At 73.3% G+C, this 18,136-nt stretch carries 17 protein-coding genes; 8 read left to right on the top strand and 9 right to left on the bottom strand.

What is annotated here, in order from left to right; all coding sequences use genetic code 11:
- Together E1266_RS24905 and E1266_RS24900 are read left to right on the top strand one after the other, a co-directional pair.
- A partial coding sequence (locus tag E1266_RS24905; protein WP_207945896.1) for a SelB C-terminal domain-containing protein occupies positions 1–366 on the top strand: 366 nt, incomplete at its 5' end.
- Between the two features lie 73 nt (positions 367–439).
- Complete coding sequence (locus E1266_RS24900) at positions 440–1,633, top strand: RtcB family protein (protein ID WP_132050902.1); 1,194 nt, start codon at positions 440–442, stop codon at positions 1,631–1,633.
- Between the two features lie 37 nt (positions 1,634–1,670).
- Here the strand turns inward: E1266_RS24900 and E1266_RS24895 are convergent, their stop codons facing one another.
- Positions 1,671–2,480: an alpha/beta hydrolase gene (locus E1266_RS24895; protein ID WP_207945895.1), complete on the bottom strand. Its 810-nt coding sequence runs from the start codon at positions 2,478–2,480 to the stop codon at positions 1,671–1,673.
- A 143-nt stretch (positions 2,481–2,623) separates the two neighbouring features.
- Here E1266_RS24895 and moaA point away from each other — a divergent pair, with 143 nt between their 5' ends.
- The 3 genes from moaA to E1266_RS24880 are packed head-to-tail and all read left to right on the top strand — an operon-like array spanning position 2,624 to position 4,533.
- Entirely contained in the window at positions 2,624–3,613 is a 990-nt protein-coding gene (gene moaA / locus E1266_RS24890) for a GTP 3',8-cyclase MoaA (protein ID WP_243718833.1), read from the top strand.
- Positions 3,613–4,182, top strand: a complete 570-nt coding sequence (locus E1266_RS24885; protein WP_132050896.1) for a molybdenum cofactor guanylyltransferase — start codon at positions 3,613–3,615, stop codon at positions 4,180–4,182. Before moaA ends, E1266_RS24885 begins: the two co-directional genes overlap by 1 nt.
- A gap of 48 nt (positions 4,183–4,230) precedes the next feature.
- Complete coding sequence (locus E1266_RS24880) at positions 4,231–4,533, top strand: DUF6457 domain-containing protein (protein WP_243718831.1); 303 nt, start codon at positions 4,231–4,233, stop codon at positions 4,531–4,533.
- A gap of 20 nt (positions 4,534–4,553) precedes the next feature.
- Here the strand turns inward: E1266_RS24880 and E1266_RS24875 are convergent, their stop codons facing one another.
- Positions 4,554–4,796, bottom strand: a complete 243-nt coding sequence (locus tag E1266_RS24875) for a hypothetical protein (protein ID WP_132050894.1) — start codon at positions 4,794–4,796, stop codon at positions 4,554–4,556.
- 82 nt (positions 4,797–4,878) lie between these two features.
- Between E1266_RS24875 and E1266_RS24870 the strand changes: the two genes are divergently transcribed.
- Positions 4,879–6,300 carry a DHA2 family efflux MFS transporter permease subunit gene (locus E1266_RS24870; protein WP_243718829.1) on the top strand — a complete coding sequence of 474 codons (1,422 nt, stop codon included), beginning with the start codon at positions 4,879–4,881 and terminating at the stop codon, positions 6,298–6,300.
- Between the two features lie 6 nt (positions 6,301–6,306).
- On the opposite strand, the gene E1266_RS24865 is transcribed toward E1266_RS24870, so the two are convergent.
- The 3 genes from E1266_RS24865 to E1266_RS24855 all read right to left on the bottom strand — a co-directional run bounded on the left by E1266_RS24865 (position 6,307) and on the right by E1266_RS24855 (position 9,068).
- Entirely contained in the window at positions 6,307–7,617 is a 1,311-nt protein-coding gene (locus tag E1266_RS24865) for an NAD(P)/FAD-dependent oxidoreductase (protein WP_132050892.1), read from the bottom strand.
- Positions 7,607–8,422 (bottom strand): tryptophan 2,3-dioxygenase family protein, encoded by an 816-nt coding sequence (locus E1266_RS24860; protein WP_132050890.1) that lies wholly within the window; start codon positions 8,420–8,422, stop codon positions 7,607–7,609. Before E1266_RS24860 ends, E1266_RS24865 begins: the two co-directional genes overlap by 11 nt.
- 115 nt (positions 8,423–8,537) lie before the next feature.
- On the bottom strand, positions 8,538–9,068 hold the full coding sequence (locus E1266_RS24855; RefSeq protein WP_132050888.1) for a MarR family transcriptional regulator: 531 nt from the start codon (positions 9,066–9,068) through the stop codon (positions 8,538–8,540).
- A gap of 53 nt (positions 9,069–9,121) precedes the next feature.
- Between E1266_RS24855 and icmF the strand changes: the two genes are divergently transcribed.
- Together icmF and E1266_RS24845 are read left to right on the top strand one after the other, a co-directional pair.
- Positions 9,122–12,340 (top strand): fused isobutyryl-CoA mutase/GTPase IcmF, encoded by a 3,219-nt coding sequence (icmF, locus tag E1266_RS24850; protein WP_132050904.1) that lies wholly within the window; start codon positions 9,122–9,124, stop codon positions 12,338–12,340.
- Between the two features lie 6 nt (positions 12,341–12,346).
- On the top strand, positions 12,347–13,129 hold the full coding sequence (locus E1266_RS24845) for a helical backbone metal receptor (RefSeq protein ID WP_132050886.1): 783 nt from the start codon (positions 12,347–12,349) through the stop codon (positions 13,127–13,129).
- Between the two features lie 27 nt (positions 13,130–13,156).
- Here the strand turns inward: E1266_RS24845 and E1266_RS24840 are convergent, their stop codons facing one another.
- The 4 genes from E1266_RS24840 to E1266_RS24825 form a co-directional block, all read right to left on the bottom strand.
- Positions 13,157–13,765: a TetR/AcrR family transcriptional regulator gene (locus E1266_RS24840; RefSeq protein ID WP_132050884.1), complete on the bottom strand. Its 609-nt coding sequence runs from the start codon at positions 13,763–13,765 to the stop codon at positions 13,157–13,159.
- A gap of 43 nt (positions 13,766–13,808) precedes the next feature.
- Positions 13,809–14,564: a 3-oxoacyl-ACP reductase FabG gene (gene fabG / locus E1266_RS24835; protein WP_132050882.1), complete on the bottom strand. Its 756-nt coding sequence runs from the start codon at positions 14,562–14,564 to the stop codon at positions 13,809–13,811.
- 29 nt (positions 14,565–14,593) lie between these two features.
- Positions 14,594–15,745 carry an acyl-CoA dehydrogenase family protein gene (locus E1266_RS24830; protein ID WP_132050880.1) on the bottom strand — a complete coding sequence of 384 codons (1,152 nt, stop codon included), beginning with the start codon at positions 15,743–15,745 and terminating at the stop codon, positions 14,594–14,596.
- Positions 15,746–16,329: 584 nt separating this feature from the next.
- On the bottom strand, positions 16,330–18,136 hold a 1,807-nt coding region (locus E1266_RS24825; protein WP_132050878.1), incomplete at its 5' end, for a substrate-binding domain-containing protein.

The following is an 18,136-nucleotide window of genomic DNA, read 5'->3' as shown; positions in this document are numbered from 1 at the left end:
GAGCGGCTCCGCGCCGATCTCGCGGCCGCCCCCTTCGCGGCCCCCGGCCCCGACCGGCTCGCCGAACTCGGCCTCACCGGCCCGGTCCTGGCCGCGGCGGCGAGCGCGGGCGCCGTCCTGCGGATCGACGACCCCGCCCCCGGCGACGGCTCAACAGACGGCTCAACAGACGGCTCCGCAGACGGCAGTGGGGACGCGATCGTCCTGCTGCCGGGCGCCGATCAGGAGGCGCTGCGCATCCTGTCCGCCCTGCCGCAGCCGTTCACCCCCGGGCAGGCCGGGGACGCCCTGTCGACCAGCCGGCGCGTCGCCGTCGCCCTCCTGCGCCACCTCGACGGACTCGGCCTGACCGAGCGGCGGACCTGAAAACCGGTTGAGTACGCGTGGCTAGTCTGGCGTCATAGATCACGGTTCGGATCCCGTCGATCAAGGAGAAGGCATGCCGTACCAGACCATCAAGGGCGGCCGCGTTCCCATCCGGATGTGGACCGACCCCGCCACCGTCGAGGACCAGGCCCTCGACCAGCTCCGCAACGTCTCCGCGCTGCCGTGGGTGGAGGGCCTCGCGGTGATGCCCGACGTCCACTACGGCAAGGGCGCCACCGTCGGCTCGGTCATCGCGATGAAGGACGCGGTGTCCCCGGCGGCCGTCGGCGTCGACATCGGCTGCGGCATGACCGCCGCGAAGTCGTCGCTCACCGTCGAGGACATGCCCGACGACCTGTCCCGCCTGCGCGCCGGGCTGGAGAAGGCGATCCCCGTCGGCCGCGGGTCCCACCGGGAGGCCGTCGACCCGTCCGCGCTGCCGAACCTGAAGGAGCGGGGCTGGTACGACTTCTGGGACGCGTTCGACGGCCTGCACCTCGGGGTGCAGTCCCGCCTCGGCCGGGCCCGGAGCCAGATGGGCACGCTCGGCGGCGGCAACCACTTCCTGGAGCTGTGCGCGGACGACGACGGCGCGATCTGGCTCGTCCTGCACTCGGGGTCCCGCAACATCGGCAACGAGCTGGCCGAGCGACACATCGAGGCCGCCCGCAAGCTGCCGCACAACCAGGACCTGCCGGACGACGACCTCGCGGTGTTCGTCGCGGGCACGCCGAAGATGGACGCCTACCGCCACGACCTGTTCTGGGCGCAGGAGTACGCGCGCCGCAACCGCGCCGTCATGATGGCGCTCGCGCAGAACGTGGTGACCAGGCGGTTCGCCGGGCAGCGCTGCCGCTGGGAGCAGGCCATCTCCTGCCACCACAACTACGTGGCGGAGGAGGAGTACGGCGGCGTCGAGCTGCTCGTCACCCGCAAGGGCGCCATCCGCGCGGGGGCCGGCGACCTCGGCATCATCCCGGGCTCGATGGCGACCGGCACCTACATCGTGCGCGGCCTCGGCAACGAGACCGCCTACAACTCCGCCTCGCACGGCGCGGGCCGCAGGATGAGCCGCAACAAGGCCCGCAAGCACTTCACCGTGGACGACCTGGTCGAGCAGACGCGGGGGGTCGAGTGCCGCAAGGACAGCGGCGTCATCGACGAGATCCCCGGCGCCTACAAGGACCTGGAGACGGTGATGGAGGCCCAGTCCGACCTGGTCGAGGTCGTCGCCCACCTCCGCCAGCTCATCTGCGTCAAGGGCTGAATTCGTTCGGTAACGGCCCACTGCGCTCGCCTGGCGGCTACTCCGGCAGGTGGACTTCGATGAAGTCGGTCACGTCGGTGAGGACCTCGTCGCGGTTGGTCTCGTTGAAGACCTCGTGGCGCGCGCCGGGGTAGATGCGCTCGGTGAGGTCTTCGCCGCGGACGGCTTCGATGCCGACGCGGGTGGCGTCGGGCGGGACGAGCCGGTCGTCCTCCCCGTGCACGTAGAGGGTCGGGAGCGCGCCGAGGGAGCCGTGCTCGCCGATGCGGCGCATGGCGGTGTCGAGGGCCCGCACGGTGGGCTTCTTGAACGGGCCGTGCCAGACGAGCGGGTCCTCGGTGTACGCCTTGCCGACGGACGGGTCGCGAGACAGCGTGGCCGTGTCGATCGGCACGTCGGGCATCTCGTCCAGCGGCAGCAGCTGCTCGGCGACGTGCCAGTTGCCGAGGACCGGCCCGGACAGCACCAGTGCGGTGAGGAGCCCGCCGTGCAGCTGGGCGTACCGGGTCGCGATCAGCCCGCCCATGGAGTGCCCGATCATGACGACGGGCAGGCCGGGATGGTCGCCGCGCGCCGACTCCACGACCGTGTGCACGTCGGCGACGACGTCCTCGAAGTCCTCGATCAGCACGCGTTCGCCCGCGGAGCGGCCGTGGCCCATGTGGTCGGGCCCGCAGACGACGGCGCCGTGCCGGACGAGGACGTCCGCGACGTGGTCGTAGCGGCCGAGGTGCTCGCCGTAGCCGTGCACGAGGACCGCGACGTACCGCGGCTCCCCGCCCGCCCAGATCCGGGCGGTGACCGCGCCCCGCGAACCCGCGAACTCCCACTCCCGCGACGTGGTCACGCTGGCCTCCTCGATGGTCGACGCAACGTAACCGTCTCCCGTGAGGCGACGGAACGTCAACCACCGGAATAGGGTGGACAGTGCGACCGCAATCCCCGGCCGCCCGCGAGCGTGGACGGCCGGTCTGCAGGAAAGGGGCGCCCGTGCTGGTCGACACATTCGGCCGAACCGCGACGGACCTGCGGGTCTCCCTCACCGACCGCTGCAATCTCCGCTGCTCGTACTGCATGCCGCCCGAGGGCCTCGACTGGCTCCCGAAGCCGGAACTGCTCACCGACGACGAGGTGCTGAGGCTCGTGGGGCTGGCAGTCCGGGACCTCGGCGTCACCGAGGTCCGCTACACCGGAGGCGAGCCGCTGCTGCGGCGCGGCCTGCCGGACATCGTGCGCCGGACGGCGGAGCTCGACCCCCGGCCCCAGGTCTCGCTGACCACCAACGGGATCGGGCTGGACCGGCTCGCCGCGCCGCTGGCGGAGGCGGGGCTCGACCGCGTCAACGTCTCCCTCGACACCCTCGACCGCGACACGTTCAAGCGGCTGGCGCACCGCGACCGCCTGGACGACGTCCTCAAGGGCCTCGCCGCCGCGCAGGCCGCCGGCCTGGAACCGGTCAAGATCAACGCCGTGCTGATGCGGGGCGTCAACGACCACGAGGCCGCCGCGCTGCTGCGGTACTGCCTGGACCGCGGCTACCGGCTGCGTTTCATCGAGCAGATGCCGCTGGACGCCCAGCACGGCTGGACCCGCGAGAACATGATCAGCGCGGACGAGATCCTGGAGCGGCTGTCGGCGGAGTTCGACCTGGCCCCGGACGCCGAGCACGACCGCGGCAGCGCGCCCGCCGAATCGTTCACGGTCGGCGGCGGCCCCGCGACGGTCGGCGTGATCGGCTCGGTGACGCGGCCGTTCTGCGGCGCGTGCGACCGGGTGCGGCTCACCGCCGACGGGCAGGTCCGCAACTGCCTGTTCGCCACCGAGGAGTCCAACCTGCGCGACGCGCTGCGGGACGGCGCCACCGACGCCGAGCTCGCCGACCGCTGGCGCAAGGCGGTGTGGGCCAAGCGGGCCGGGCACGGCATCGACGACCCGTCGTTCCTGCAGCCGGCGCGGCCCATGTCGGCGATCGGCGGCTGATGGGCCCGGGCGCCGGGCCGTTCGACGCCGTGCTGCTGGCCGGCGGGCGCGCCCGCCGGTTCGGCGCCGACAAGCCCGCCGCGCCGCTCGGCGGCCGTGCCCTGATCGAATGGACGGCCGCGGCCGCGGCCGGGGCGTCCCGGCTGATCGTCGTGGGGCCGCCGCGGGACGTGCTGCCCGGGGCCGTGCTCGTCCGCGAGGACCCTCCGGGCGCCGGGCCGGTGCCCGCGCTGCGCGCCGGGCTGGCCGAGGTGCGCGCGCCGCGGCTGGCGCTCCTGGCCGCCGACCTGCCGTTCCTGCGCCCCGCGCACCTGGCCCGGCTGCTGGACGCGATGGGCGAGCGGCCGGGGGCCGTGCTGGTCGACGAGGACGGCCGCGAGCAGTGGCTCGCCGGCTGCTGGCGCGCCGACGACCTGCGGACGGCCCTCGGCGCCTACACGGGCGCGTCGCTGCGCGGGCTGCTCGGCCCCCTGGGCCCGGCGGCGGTGGCGCTTCCCGCGGGGACGCGCCCCGCCTGGTTCGACTGCGACACCCCCGAGGCGCTGGCCGCCGCCGAGCGCCTGCTTTGATCGTGCGAGAGTGGGCAGGTTCGCCGAGACCATGCGTGAGGGGGACCCATGTCTGTGCTTGAGGACTGGATCAACGCTGCCTGCGGGGAACTGGGCCTGGAACGCTGCGAGATCGACCGCGACCTGGTGCTGGACCTGGCCCGCGACGTCGCCCACGGTGTCGCGCGCCCAGGCGCGCCGCTGACGGCGTACCTGCTGGGGCTCGCGGTCGGGCGGGGCGTGCCCGCGCGGGACGCCGCCGCCAGGCTGACGGAGATGGCCGAGACCTGGAAGGCCGGGGCCGCGGAGAAGGCGGAGGTCCCCCGCCAGGAACGCGGCCAGGAGGGGGAACCGGTCCTCGACGACGCCTGACCCCGGGCGCCGGGAGGCCGCTAGCCCTCGGCCGGGGGAGTCTCCCGGTCCGCGACGGGCACGACGTCCTTCAGGAAGTCGCGGCGGGACAGGAACTCCGACAGGCTCTCGCGGTGCGCGTCGCAGGCGAGCCAGATCTTCCGCCGGTCCGGGGTGTGGATCTTCGGGTTGTTCCAGCGCAGCGCCCACACGGCGTCGGCGCGGCAGCCCTTGGCGGAGCACAGCAGTTCGTCGGGGCCGGTTCCCGGAGCGGAGTCGGTCATCGGCCAACTGTGGCACAGCCGGACGCGCGGGCCGCTCCCGGGCTCGTGTTTCACCCATCGACCTCACGGTTAGGACGCTGCAGTGCGGAGCGAGCCCACCGACACCTCCGGCTGGGACCGGCGGCGCCGCTGGCAGGCGCTCTCCGTCTGCCTCGTCGCGGCGTTCATGACGCTCCTGGACGTCAGCATCGTCAACGTGGCGCTGCCCTCGATCCGCGACGGGCTGGGCGCGTCCGAGGCGGGCCTGCAGTGGATCCTGTCGGGCTACGCGCTGACGTTCGGCCTCGTCCTGGTGCCCGCCGGGCGGCTCGGCGACGCCCGCAGCCGCCGCGCCGTGTTCATGTTCGGCCTCGCCCTGTTCACCGCGGCGAGCGCCCTGGCCGGGATCGCCCAGTCGGTGCTGATGCTCGTTCTCGCCCGGCTCGTGCAGGGCGTGGCGGGCGGCATCATCAACCCGCAGGTCGCGGGCCTCATCCAGCAGCTCTTCCGCGGGGCCGACCGGGGGCGGGCGTTCGGCGCGCTCGGCGCCGTCATCGGGATCGCGACCGCCGTCGGCCCGATGCTCGGCGGCGGGCTGATCTCCCTCGCCGGTCCCGAGGAGGGCTGGCGCTGGGTGTTCTACGTCAACGTCCCGGTCGGAGTCGTCGCGCTGGTGCTGGCCTGGCGGCTGCTGCCCGCCCCCGTCTACGGGGAGCGGCAGGGCCTCGACCCGCTCGGGGTGCTGCTGCTCGGCGCGGGCGTCGTGTGCCTGCTGCTGCCGCTCGTCCAGGAGCAGCAGTGGCGGAGCGACCTGAAGTGGCTCCTGGTCCTCGCGGGCGCGGTACTGATCGCCGCGTTCGCCGCGTGGGAGCGCCGGGCCCGGACGCCGATGATCGACCTGGCGCTGTTCCGGCTCCGCTCGTACGCGCTGGGCTCGACGATCGCGCTGCTGTACTTCGCGGGGTTCACTGCGATCTTCTTCATCCTCACCCTCTACCTGCAGAGCGGGCTGGGCTACAGCGCGCTCGGCGCGGGCTTCGCGATGACGCCGTTCGCGGTGGGATCGGGCTTCGGGTCCCTCGCCGGGGGACGGCTCGTCGCGCGGTTCGGGCGCGCGATCGTCGCCGGCGGCCTCGCGCTCGTGGTGGCGGGCATCGCCGCGGCGTGGGTGGCGGTCGAGCTGAACCCCGGGAGCGGCGTGGCGTGGGCGATCGCGGCGCCGCTGCTGCTGGCGGGCCTCGGCAGCGGCCTCGTCATCGCGCCCAACCAGACGATCACGCTGTCGGAGGTGCCCTTCACCGAGGGCGGCAGCGCGGCGGGCGTGCTGCAGACCGGCCAGCGCGTCGGCACGGCGGTCGGCATCGCCGCCGTCGGCTACGTGTTCTTCGCCGCCCTCGCCGGGACGGGCGGGGACTGGGCGGCCGCGTTCCGGCGCGGGCTGGTCGTCATCCTGGTGTTCGTGCTCGCGGCGCTGGCGGCGGCCGTCGCCGACCTGCTCGCCGACCGCCGCGCCCACCGGGGCTGACCCCGGTCAGCGCCGCCGGCGGAGCGCGCGGGCGGTGAACGCGAGGAGCGCCGCGGTGCCCGCCGCGGCGCCGGCGAGGGCCAGGTTCTGGCGCCTGAGCCGCGCCGGGATCCGCGCGTACGGCATCGTCGAGAACGAGACCAGCTCGTAGCGGGACACGTACCGTCCGGCCAGGCGCCGCTCCAGCGCGTGCGTCGCGGCCTGCTTCGCCCGGTGCACCGGGGACGCCACGCGGTCGCGCATCTCGATGAAGTTGTCGAGCGCCATCTCGGCGATCGCGTCGGTGTTGGCCTTGCGCCGCTCCTGGTAGCGCTCCAGCGCCCGCGTCCAGTCGCCGCCGGTCTCGGCGAGGCACCGGTCGATCTCGATGCAGTCCTCGAACGCGCAGTTGGCGCCCTGCCCGTAGAACGGGACGATCGCGTGCGCGGCGTCGCCCAGCAGCGCGACGACGGCGCCGTCGCCCCGCCGCGTCCACGGCCAGGACCACACGGTCACCAGCGACCCGATCGGGTTGTGCGCGTAGTCGTCCGGCAGGCCGGGCATGAGGCCCGCCGCGTCGGGATAGTGGCGCTCGAAGTACGCGGTGACCTTCTCCGGCGTGTCGAGCGCGGCGAAGTCGTCCTTCGGCCAGAACAGCGTGCAGGTGAAGGACCGGTCGAGGTTCGGCAGCGCGATCATCATCGAGGTGCCGCGCGGCCAGATGTGCAGCGCGTCGGGGTCGAGCGCGAACTCGCCGTCCCGCGGCGGGATCGTCAGCTCCTTGTAGCCGTGCTCCAGGAAGTCGGTGTCGACGTCCAGGTCGAGGGACCGGCGGACCGCGCTGTAGGCGCCGTCCCCGGCCAGGATGACGTCGGCCGGTTCGGCGGGGGCGTCCTGGAACAGCACCGTCCCGGCGTCGATGTCCACGCCGGTGACGCGCGAGGAGAACCGGAGCGTGACGCCGGGCGTGGCGTCGGCGGTGTCCAGCAGCGACCGGTTGAGGTCGGCGCGGCCGATGCTGTTGATGGCGCGCTCGCCGTCCGCGCTGTAGGGCTGGAAGTTCACCGCCCCGTCCGGCGGGTGCACCATCCGCCCGTGCATCGGCAGGGCCAGCTTGAGGCACCGGTCCCGCAGGCCCACCTCCTCCAGCGCGGCGAGGCCGCGGGCGGAGATCGCCAGGTTGATCGACCGGCCCCGCTCGGCGCCGGAGACCCGCGGGTCGGGACGCCGCTCGTACACCGTCACCGGGACGCCGCGCCGGCCCAGCAGCACCGCCAGCAGGCAGCCCGCGAGGCCCGCGCCGATGATCGCGACCCGCTCGCCGCCGTCAGCCGCCATCGGCGGGGACCTCCGCGCCGCCCGGCGCCTCGGTCTGCGAGCGGACCTCCCACAGGTCGGGGAAGGAGGGGGCGAACAGCGTGCGGCGCAGGTAGTCCGCGCCGGCCGACCCGCCCGTGCCGATCTTCGCGCCGATCGTCCGCTCGACCATCTTCAGATGCCGGTACCGCCACTCCTGCACGCCCTCGTCCACGTCGACGAGCGCCTCGCAGACCTCGGCGGCGGGCCCGGACTCGTCGGCGTAGACGGTGAGCAGCGCCTTCTGCACGCCGGGGTCGGGCTCCCAGGGCCGGGACGTGTCGCGTTCCAGGGCCTCGCGCGGGATGGGGAAGCCGTGGCCGTCCAGGTAGCGCAGCAGGGAGTCGAAGACGGACCTGCGCGCCACCGCGGCCTGGAGCCGCTCGTCGTCGCGCAGGTCGGAGGCGGGGAACTTGCGCCGCCCGAGGACGGCCTCGATCTCGCGGAACTGCTCGCTCTGGAACCCGCTGGACGATCCGAGGACGTCGCGGAACGCGGCGAACTGCCGGGGCGTCATCGTCTCCAGCACGTCCAGCTGCCCGACGACCGTCTTGAGGATCTTGGCGATCCGGCGGGCGGTGTGCAGCGACCCGGCGCTGTTGCCGTCCTCCAGCCTGCGCTGCAGGAGGTCCGCCTCGTGGAGGATCTGCTTGAACCACAGCTCGTAGACCTGGTGGATGATCACGAAGAGCAGCTCGTCGTGGGCCCGGGTCTTCGGCTCCTGGCAGGCCAGCAGGTCGTCGAGCTTCAGGTAGCCGCCGTACGTCATTGTCGGCGAATCCGCCATCACGCCTCCTTGCGACACAACGGATGTGTCCGCAGCATAAGGGATGCCATTCCGGGCATCCGCGGCCGGTCCCGCAGGTGCGCGCGCCGCTGTCGCCGCTTCCGCCCCGGCAGGTTCAGTCGAGGTCCCCGGCGGAGACGCGGACGGCGCGCAGCGCAGCCGTGATCTCCGCGGCCTGCCCGGCGGGCAGGCCGGCGATGCCGAAGCCCGACTCGTTGAGGGCGAGCGTGGCCTCCTCGGCGAGGTCGCGCCCGGCCTGGGTGATGGTGGCCAGCACGACGCGGCGGTCGTCGGGGGAGGGGCCGCGCCCGACGAGCCCGCGCTGCTCCAGGCGGCCGATCACGTTGGTCACCGAGGCCGGGTGGACCATGAGGCGGGTGCCCATCTTGCCCATGGGGAGCGTCCCGGTCCGGGTGAAGGCGAGCAGGCGCAGCGCCTCGTAGGCCGCGAACGTCAGCGCGTACGGCTTGAGGACGGCCTCGATCCGGCTCAGCAGGAGCTGCTGCGCCCGCATCACCGAGGTGACGGCCGCCATGTGGTCGGCGTGGTCGGGCCAGCGCAGGCTCCACTGGCGGTGGGCCTCGGAGATCGGGTCGGGGGTGTGAGGCACCGCCCCACCGTATGCGGTCTTGACCGGCTCGCGCATGCGAACTACTTTAACTTCCAAATATTGGATGTCCAAGGTTTGGGGTGGGGACGGTGACGGGGGAGCTGCACACGCCGGTGCACCCGGTGCGGTTCGTGACGGCCGCCGCGCTGTTCGACGGCCACGACGCGGCCATCAACATCATGCGGCGCATCCTGCAGTCCCAGGGCGCCGAGGTGGTGCACCTGGGGCACGACCGCTCGGTGCGCGAGGTCGTCGACGCCGTCCTGGAGGAGGACGCGCAGGGCGTGGCGATCAGCTCCTACCAGGGCGGCCACGTCGAGTACTTCGAGTACCTGTCGCGCAGCCTCAAGGAGGCGGGCGCCGAGCACGTCAGGGTGTTCGGCGGGGGCGGCGGGGTGATCGTCCACGAGGAGATCGCCCGGCTGTCCGGGGCCGGCGTGCGGATCTTCTCGCCCGAGGACGGGCAGCGCCTCGGCCTGCCCGGCATGATCAACGAGCTGGTGCGCGACTGCGACGTCGACCTCGCCGCCGAGCCCGTCCCCGCGGACGCCGTGCTCGCGGGGGACCGGCGCGCCCTGGCCCGGACCATCACCTGCCTGCAGGCCGGGAAGCTCCCGGACGAGGCCAGGTCGGCGCTCGCGGAGGCGGCGCGCGGGCGGCGCGTCCCCGTCCTCGGCATCACCGGGACGGGCGGTTCCGGGAAGTCGTCGCTCACCGACGAGCTGGTGCGGCGGCTGCGCGTCGACCAGCGGGACGGGCTGCGCGTCGCGGTGCTGGCCGTCGACCCCACCCGGCGGCGCGGCGGCGGCGCGCTGCTCGGCGACCGGATCCGGATGAACGCGCTGGACGGCGACCGCGTCTTCTTCCGCTCGCTGGCCACCCGCGGCGCCCGGGAGCTGCCCGACGGCATCGAGGACATCGTCACCGCGTGCAAGGCCGCCGGCTTCGACCTGGTCGTCCTGGAGACCCCCGGCATCGGGCAGGGTGACGCGGCGATCGTGCCGCTGGTCGACGTCTCGCTGTACGTGATGACGCCCGAGTTCGGCGCCGCGTCCCAGCTGGAGAAGATCGACATGCTCGACTTCGCCGACGTGGTCGCGATCAACAAGTTCGAGCGGCGCGGCGGGGCGGACGCCCTGCGGGACGTGTCGCGGCAGCTGATCCGGAACCGGGAGGCGTTCGGGCGGCGGCCCGAGGACATGCCGGTGTTCGGCACCAGCGCGGCCACGTTCGACGACGACGGCGTCACCGCCCTCTACCAGCACCTCGGCGGGCTGCTCGGCGAGCACGGGCTGGAGCTCGCGGACGGCGCCCTGCCCAAGGTCGCGACGAAGGTCTCCACCGGCGCCGCGACGATCATCCCGCCCGTCCGGGTGCGGTACCTGTCCGACATATCCGAGACCGTGCGCGGATACCACGCCGCGACCGTCCGGCAGATCGAGGCCGTCCGGCGCGTCCAGCGCCTGGACGAGGTGCGCGCGGAGCTCACCGACGCGTCCGAGGTCGAGGGCCTGCTGGAGAACGCGCGCCGCGACGTCGCCCCGGAGAACGCCGCGCTGCTGGAGGAGTGGCCCGCGGTCGTGGAGGCGTACTCGGGCGACGAGCAGATCGTCCGGATCCGCGACAAGGAACTCCGCACGGTCCTGACCCGCGAGTCCCTGTCGGGCAGCCGCATCCCGCGCGTCGCGCTCCCGCGCTACACCGACCACGGCGAGCTGCTGCGGTTCCTGAGGAACGAGAACCTGCCGGGCAGGTTCCCGTTCACCGCCGGCGTGTTCCCCTTCAAGCGCGACAACGAGGACCCCGCGCGCATGTTCGCGGGGGAGGGCGACCCGTTCCGCACCAACCTCCGCTTCAAGCTGCTGTCGGAGGGCCAGCCCGCGACCCGGCTGTCGACCGCGTTCGACTCGGTCACCCTGTACGGGCGGGACCCGGACGAGCGTCCCGACGTGTACGGCAAGGTCGGCACGTCCGGCGTGTCCATCGCCACGCTGGACGACATGAAGGCCCTGTACGACGGGTTCGACCTGGTGGCGCCGACGACCTCGGTGTCGATGACGATCAACGGCCCCGCGCCCACGATCCTCGCGTTCTTCCTCAACACGGCCATCGACCAGGGGCTCGACGCCTTTCACGAGGAGCACGGGCGGGAGCCGTCCGCGGAGGAGGCCGCCGCCATCCGCGCCCGCGTCCTGTCCACCGTGCGCGGCACGGTGCAGGCCGACATCCTCAAGGAGGACCAGGGGCAGAACACCTGCATCTTCTCCACCGAGTTCTCGCTGCGGATGATGGGCGACATCCAGGAATGGTTCATCGCCAACGACGTCCGCAACTTCTACTCGGTGTCGATCTCCGGCTACCACATCGCCGAGGCCGGGGCGAACCCCATCAGCCAGCTCGCGTTCACCCTCGCCAACGGCTTCACGTACGTCGAGTCGTACCTGGCGCGCGGGATGGACGTGAACGACTTCGCCCCCAACCTGTCGTTCTTCTTCTCCAACGGCATGGACCCCGAGTACAGCGTCCTCGGACGCGTCGCCCGCCGCATCTGGGCCGTGGCCATGCGCGACCGGTACGGCGCCAACGAGCGCAGCCAGAAGCTCAAGTACCACGTGCAGACGTCCGGGCGGTCCCTGCACGCGCAGGAGATGGCCTTCAACGACATCCGCACGACGCTGCAGGCGCTCATCGCCATCTACGACAACTGCAACAGCCTGCACACCAACGCCTACGACGAGGCCGTGACCACGCCGACGGCCGAGTCGGTGCGGCGCGCCCTGGCGATCCAGCTCGTCATCAACCGCGAGTGGGGCCTCGCGATGAACGAGAACCCGCTGCAGGGGTCGTTCATCATCGACGAGCTGACCGACCTCGTCGAGGAGGCGGTGCTGGCGGAGTTCGACCGCATCAGCGAGCGCGGCGGCGTCCTCGGCGCGATGGAGACCGGCTACCAGCGCGGCCGCATCCAGGACGAGTCGATGCTGTACGAGCAGCGCAAGCACGACGGCTCCCTGCCGATCGTCGGCGTCAACACGTTCCGCGGCCCGGACGCCGCCGACGGGACGCCGGACACGATCGAGCTGGCCCGCGCGACCGAGGAGGAGAAGCGGTCCCAGCTCGACCGGGTCCGCGGCTACCAGGAGGCGCACCGCGACGAGGCGCGCGAGGCGATCGCCGCGCTCAAGGACGCGGCCCGGTCCGGCGGCAACGTGTTCGCGGTGCTGATGGACGCCGCCCGCGTCTGCAGCCTGCAGCAGATCACCGACGCGTTCTTCGAGGTCGGCGGGCAGTACCGCCGCAACGTGTAGCCGCCGATGGCCCCGCTGACGGCCCCGCTGGACGACACCGGCCACCCGGTCCCCGTCCCGGACCGGGTGCGCCGCGTCGTGTCGATCGTTCCGTCGCTGACCGAGACCGTCGCGGTCACCGCGCCCGGCCTGCTCGCGGGGGCCACCGACTGGTGCACCCACCCGGCGGACCTGGACGTGCCGCGCGTCAAGGGAACGAAGAACCCCGACCTGGACCGCATCGCGGAGCTGCGGCCCGACGTCGTCCTCGGCAACACCGAGGAGAACCGGCCCGCCGACGTCGCGGCGCTGCGCGCGGCCGGCATCGCGGTGTGGATGACGGAGATCCGCACCGTGGACGAGGCGCTGGCGTCACTGCGCCGCATGCTCGCCGAGGCGTGCCGGGTCCCGGTGCCGGGCTGGCTGGACGAGGCGTCCCGCGTCTGGGCGGGCGTCGCCCCGGGCACTCCCCGCAGGGCCGTCGTCCCGATCTGGCGGCGGCCGTGGATGGTCGTCGGCCGCGACACCTTCACCGGGGACGTCCTGTCCCGCCTGGGCGTGGCCAACGTGTACGCGGGCCACCCGGAGCGCTACCCGAAGATCGCCCTGGCGGAGCTGAACGCGGCGGGCGCCGACCTGGTCGTCCTCCCCGACGAGCCCTACCGGTTCACCGAGGACGACGGCCCCGAGTCCTTCCCCGGGACCGACGTCGCGCTCGTCGACGGCCGGTACCTCACCTGGTACGGCCCGTCCCTCGCCGAGGCCCCGGCGGCGCTGGCGCGCCGGCTCGCCGCGGCCCGGGTCCGCTGACCGCGCCGCTCCCGTCCGGGCCCGGGACTACTCGCCGCCGCGGGCCGGGGGGCGCGTGAACATCGCCTCCACGCAGGCGGCCATGCGGCCGTCCAGCTCCTCCGCCGGCAGGCCGATCTCCCGCGCCAGATGCTCGCGCAGCAGCGTGTACCCGTAGATCGTGGACGCGATCGCCGCCTGCACGGCCTCGACGTCCTCGACCGGCAGCTCGCCCCGCGCCGCCTCCGCGGCGAGGTCCGCCCGGCCCGCGCCCCGGTTGAGCAGCACCCGGGGCCGGTCGTCGCCGTCCAGCACCAGCAGCGACGCCAGGACGACCGGCTCGGGGTTGCGCAGGCTCGTCCAGAACAGCCGGGACAGCCGCTTGCGCAGCGGCAGGCCCGCCGCGTCCACGGCGTCCTCGGCGTTGGGGCGGGACCGGTGGAACAGCGCCGAGCGCAGCAGCGCCCGCCGCGACCCGAAGTACTGGTAGACCAGCCCCCGGTTCACCCCGGCCTCGTCGGCGACCTGGCGCAGGTTCAGCCCGGCGAGGACGCCGCCGCGCCGCAGCAGCGCGATGGCCGCCGCGCGCAGCGACTCCTCGGTCGCCGCACGGTCCCCGGCCGGCCCCGGCCGGCCCGCCGTCCGCGGTGCGGTCACGGCCGGGCCCCCGGCCGGGGACCGGCCGCCCGCGGCGCCCGGTTCATGCCCGGGGGCCGCCCGCGACGTAGATGACCTGCCCGGACACGAACGACGCGTCGTCGCTCACCAGGAACGCGACGGTCCCGGCGATGTCCTCGGGGGTGCCGACGCGGCGGACGGGGATCTCCTTGGCCGCGGCGGCCTTGAAGTCCTCCCACTCGACGCCGACCCGGGCGGCGGTCGCGGCCGTCATCTCCGTCGCGATGAAGCCCGGGGCGATGGCGTTGGCGGTCACGCCGAACTTGCCGAGCTCGATCGCGAGGGTCTTGGTGAAGCCCTGCAGCCCCGCCTTCGCGGCCGAGTAGTTGACCTGCCCGCGGTTGCCGAGCGCCGACACCGACGAAAGGTTGACGATGCGGCCCCACCCGGCCTTCGTCATGTGCTCCTGGGCGGCGCGGCTCATCAGGAACGAGCCGCGCAGGTGCACCGCCATGACGGTGTCCCAGTCGTCGTCCGACATCTTGAACAGCAGGTTGTCGCGCGTGACGCCGGCGTTGTTCACGAGCACGACGGGCGGGCCGAGCTCGGCGGCCACGCGCGCCACGGCAGCGGAGACCCGCGCGGAGTCGGCGACGTCCACGCCGACGGCGAGCGCATTCCCGCCGTTCTTCCCGATCTCCTCCACGGTGCCGGCGCAGGCGGCCTCGTCGAGGTCGCAGACCGCGACCGCGAAGCCCTCCCGGCCGAGCCGGACGGCCGTGGCGGCGCCGATGCCGCGCGCCGCGCCCGTGACGATGGCGACCCTGGTGTCGGTCATTTCATGTCCCTCCCCGGGCACCGGCCCGTTCAGACCTGGATGTCCTTGGCGATGATCGTCTTGAGCACCTCGCTGGTGCCGCCGTAGATGCGGGTCACCCGCGCGTCGGCGTACAGCCGCGCGATCGGGTACTCAAGGATGTAGCCGTAGCCGCCGTGGAGCTGCAGGCACTTGTCGACCACGCGGGCCTGGACCTCGGTGCAGAACAGTTTGCACATGGCGGCGTCGGCGGGGGTGAGCTCCCCTGCGTCCAGCGCCTCGATGCAGCGGTCGACGAGCGAGCGGGCCGCCTCGACCTCGGTGGCGCACTCGGCGAGGACGAACTTGGTGTTCTGGAACGACGACACGGTCTTGCCGAAGACGGTCCGCTCCTGGACGTACTTGCGCGCGAACTCCACGGCGGCCGCCGCGGACGCGTAGGAGCTGGTCGCGATGCCGAGGCGCTCCTCCGCCAGGTTGTGCGTCAGGTACTCGAACCCGCGGCCCTCCTCGCCGAGCAGGTCCTCGGCGGGGACGCGGACGTCGGTGAACGACAGCTCGGCGGTGTCGGAGCTGCGCAGCCCGATCTTCTCCAGCTTGCGGCCGACCGCGTAGCCCTCGCTCTTGGTGTCCACCGCCAGGATGGACAGGCCCGCCCGCCGGTTCTCCGGCGTGGCCGGCGACGTGCGCGCCACGACGAGCACCCGGTCGGCGAGGACGCCGCCGGTGATGAAGGTCTTGGCGCCGTTGAGGACGTAGTGGTCCCCGTCCCGCTTCGCGGTGGTCTGCATCCCGGCGAGGTCGGAGCCGGTGCCGGGCTCGGTCATCGCGATGGCCGTCATCATCTCGCCGGACACGAACGGCGGCAGCCAGCGCTTCTTCTGCTCCTCCGACCCGTACTTCAGCAGGTACGGCAGGACGAGGTTGACGTGCACGCCGTAGCCGCCGAAGCTCACCCCGGCGCGGGCGCACTCCTCGGAGATCACGGCCTGGTACTTGAAGCTGGTCTCCCCGGCGCCGCCGTACTCCTCGGGGACCTGGATGCCGAACACCCCGAGCTCCCCGAGCTTGTTGTAGAAGTCGCGCGGCGGGTGGCCGGCCTCCTCCCACTCCCCGTAGACGGGCGCGACCTCCGCCTCGATGAACGCCCGGATCGTCTCCCGGAACGCCTCATGGTCCTCGTCGAACACGGTGCGGCGCACGCTCTCGACCCCTTTCGCTGCACGGTTAACAGAACGCTAACTTAACTCGAATCCAGTTCTAGAATCAAATACGAGTCGGGCGGGCGCGGCGGGCGGGTCCCGGCGGGCGGGCTCAGCAGCCGGGTTCGCAGACCTCCTCGGACAGCGCCTTGAAGAAGATGGCCTGGACCTGCTCCGGCGTCTCCGCCGGCGACCTCGTGGCGGGCGTCGTTGAAGCGCCGCGCCGCCCGGGTCCCCCGCGGGGCCGTGTCGCGGCGCCGCGGGTCCGCCGTCCGGCCCGCGGTCGCGGGGAAGGCGCGGGAGGGGCCGGGATCGCCGGTTCCGGGCGGCGTCCGGGGCAGCCATTCGGGCACGTCGTCAGATACGCTCATCGCCGATCTCGTTCCCGCGGAAATGGCGCCGGGGCATGCCGCGCCCGGAGAAATCCCATCGACCCATGAGACGAAAGTCAAGTATTGTCTCATTGCCCAGATGGCGGGCGGGGTTGTTGGCTTTCCGTCGAATAGTGCGGCGGGACCGGAATTGGACGGCGGCGCGGGGGCCGGGCACTCTCCCCGGCCCTCGGAAAATTGCAATGCGGCTGATCAGCAGTCGGGTTCGCAGACCCGCTGGGACAGCGCCTTGAGGAACAGGGCCTGCACCTGCCCCGGCGTCTCGGCCACGTACGCGTCGCCGTTCGTCAGCCGGGCGATCCGCCGGAGCTCGTCCACGTCCACGCCGTCGCCGAGGCCGAACATGTTGATCTGGACGGGCCGTTCCGAGTCGTAGGCGCGGCGGATGTGCTTCAGCGTCTCGTCCAGGGACGGGCCCTCCCGGTCCTGGTTCTTCCCGTCCGTCCACAGCAGGATCGAGTTCACGTACTCGGGCTTGTAGGTCCGCTTCATGTGGTCGAACGCCGCGATCGTCGTCTCGTACAGGCCCGTGCCGCCGTTCTCCTTCACCCTGATCTGCGCGAAAGCGCTCAGCACGAGCTGGCGGCGGGTGGCCGAGCCGAGCCGCTCGTTCAGCGGCCCCACGCTGACCAGCTCCCGCCAGTCCCGCCCGCCCCGCAGCCTCGTGGAGAACACCCACTGGCCCAGCTCGCTGTCGTCCGGCAGCAGCGACAGCCCGTTCTGCGCCGTGCGGATCGTCGACTGCAGCCGGCTCGCGCCGGGCGCGATCCGCCGGTCCATGGAGCCGGAGACGTCGATGATGCTCAGCATCCGGATGCTCAGCGAGAGCTGCGCCCACCGCTGCATGATGCGCCTCACCCGGTCGGCGTCCGGCGCGGGCAGCGCCTTCGGCGGCCTGCCGCTCAGCCCGGTCTTCTCGGTGAACCCGGCCTGCGCGGTGCCGTCGGGACTCCGGAAGCCCAGCCTGCGCACGTCCTCGCGGGTGGTCACGGACGAGAGCTCCCTGCCGAGCAGGCGGCCCGCGTTCAGCTTCGCCGGGTCCCGGGCCAGGACGGTGACCGGGTGGTCGAGGAAGACCGTCCCCTCGGCCGGGTAGACCGCGGCGGCGAGCTCACCGGGGCGCTTCGCGTTGTAGGAGTACACCGCCTGCTCCGGCGCCAGCACGACGGGGTACCGGTCGCCCGCCTCCTGCCCGAGCACCGCGAACTCCGCGTTGACCGACGGGACGATGCCCTCCCGGAACGTCCGCACGGCGCCGGTGAACAGCGCCTCCCCCCGCGGGTCGCCGCCCCCCAGCGCGTCGGCGAGCACCAGCACGCCCATGCCGGTGGCGGTGCGGTCGGGGTCGGGCACCTGCAGCCGGATCAGCCGCGGGGGGATCGCGCTCCGCCGCGCGCCGCCGGGCTCCTGCTCGGCGTTCGCCGCCGTCCCGGCCGCGGCGAGCAGCTCCTTCCAGGACGGCTGCGCGGGCGCCCCGAGGTTGCGCAGCTGCAGCGCGAGCGCGCTGGGCATGGCCAGCACGATGGGGGTGGACGCCATGCCGCCGAGGGGGGTGAAGCCCGGGGCGGCCCCGTCCCGGCCCGATCCCGCCACGAGGCTGGTCCAGAGGGACGAGTCGGGGATCCACACGTCCGGCTTCTCGGTGATGCCGGAGACGCCCTTGCCCGACAGGAGCGTCGCGACCGCGGCCGGGTCGGCGGACCGGACGTCCGCGCGCGCGCACTTGCCGGCGACCTCGTGGCGGGAGTCGTTGAAGCGCCTCGCCGCCCGGATGACCGCGGGGGCGATCTCCGGCGCCGCCGCGACGCCGATGGACAGGGCGTCGTCGCCGGAGCACTCGTCGCCCGCCGAGGTGAGCGCGTACGCGCCGAAGCCCGTCAGCAGGACCAGCCCGACCGCGCCCGCCAGCGGGCCGAGCAGGACGCCGCCGAACCGCCGCGGCGGCCGGAACCCGCGGCGGCCCTGCGCGGCCGCGGCGTGCGCCGGGCCGGGCGGGCGG

Source organism: Actinomadura sp. 7K534, assembly GCF_004348575.1.
GTDB lineage: Bacteria > Actinomycetota > Actinomycetes > Streptosporangiales > Streptosporangiaceae > Spirillospora > Spirillospora livida.
The sequence above is the reverse complement of the archived record's forward strand: the minus strand, read 5'-3'. Positions and strand labels throughout refer to the sequence as shown.

Excerpts from the sequence above, each read along its gene's own strand:
- E1266_RS24900 (WP_132050902.1), top strand. The coding sequence starts at position 440 with ATGCCGTACCAGACCATCAAGGGCGGCCGCGTTCCCATCCGGATGTGG.
- E1266_RS24885 (WP_132050896.1), top strand. The coding sequence starts at position 3,613 with ATGGGCCCGGGCGCCGGGCCGTTCGACGCCGTGCTGCTGGCCGGCGGG.
- E1266_RS24880 (WP_243718831.1), top strand. The coding sequence starts at position 4,231 with ATGTCTGTGCTTGAGGACTGGATCAACGCTGCCTGCGGGGAACTGGGC.
- E1266_RS24875 (WP_132050894.1), bottom strand. The coding sequence starts at position 4,796 with ATGACCGACTCCGCTCCGGGAACCGGCCCCGACGAACTGCTGTGCTCC.
- E1266_RS24865 (WP_132050892.1), bottom strand. The coding sequence starts at position 7,617 with ATGGCGGCTGACGGCGGCGAGCGGGTCGCGATCATCGGCGCGGGCCTC.
- E1266_RS24860 (WP_132050890.1), bottom strand. The coding sequence starts at position 8,422 with ATGGCGGATTCGCCGACAATGACGTACGGCGGCTACCTGAAGCTCGAC.
- E1266_RS24855 (WP_132050888.1), bottom strand. The coding sequence starts at position 9,068 with ATGCGCGAGCCGGTCAAGACCGCATACGGTGGGGCGGTGCCTCACACC.
- E1266_RS24845 (WP_132050886.1), top strand. The coding sequence starts at position 12,347 with ATGGCCCCGCTGACGGCCCCGCTGGACGACACCGGCCACCCGGTCCCC.
- fabG (WP_132050882.1), bottom strand. The coding sequence starts at position 14,564 with ATGACCGACACCAGGGTCGCCATCGTCACGGGCGCGGCGCGCGGCATC.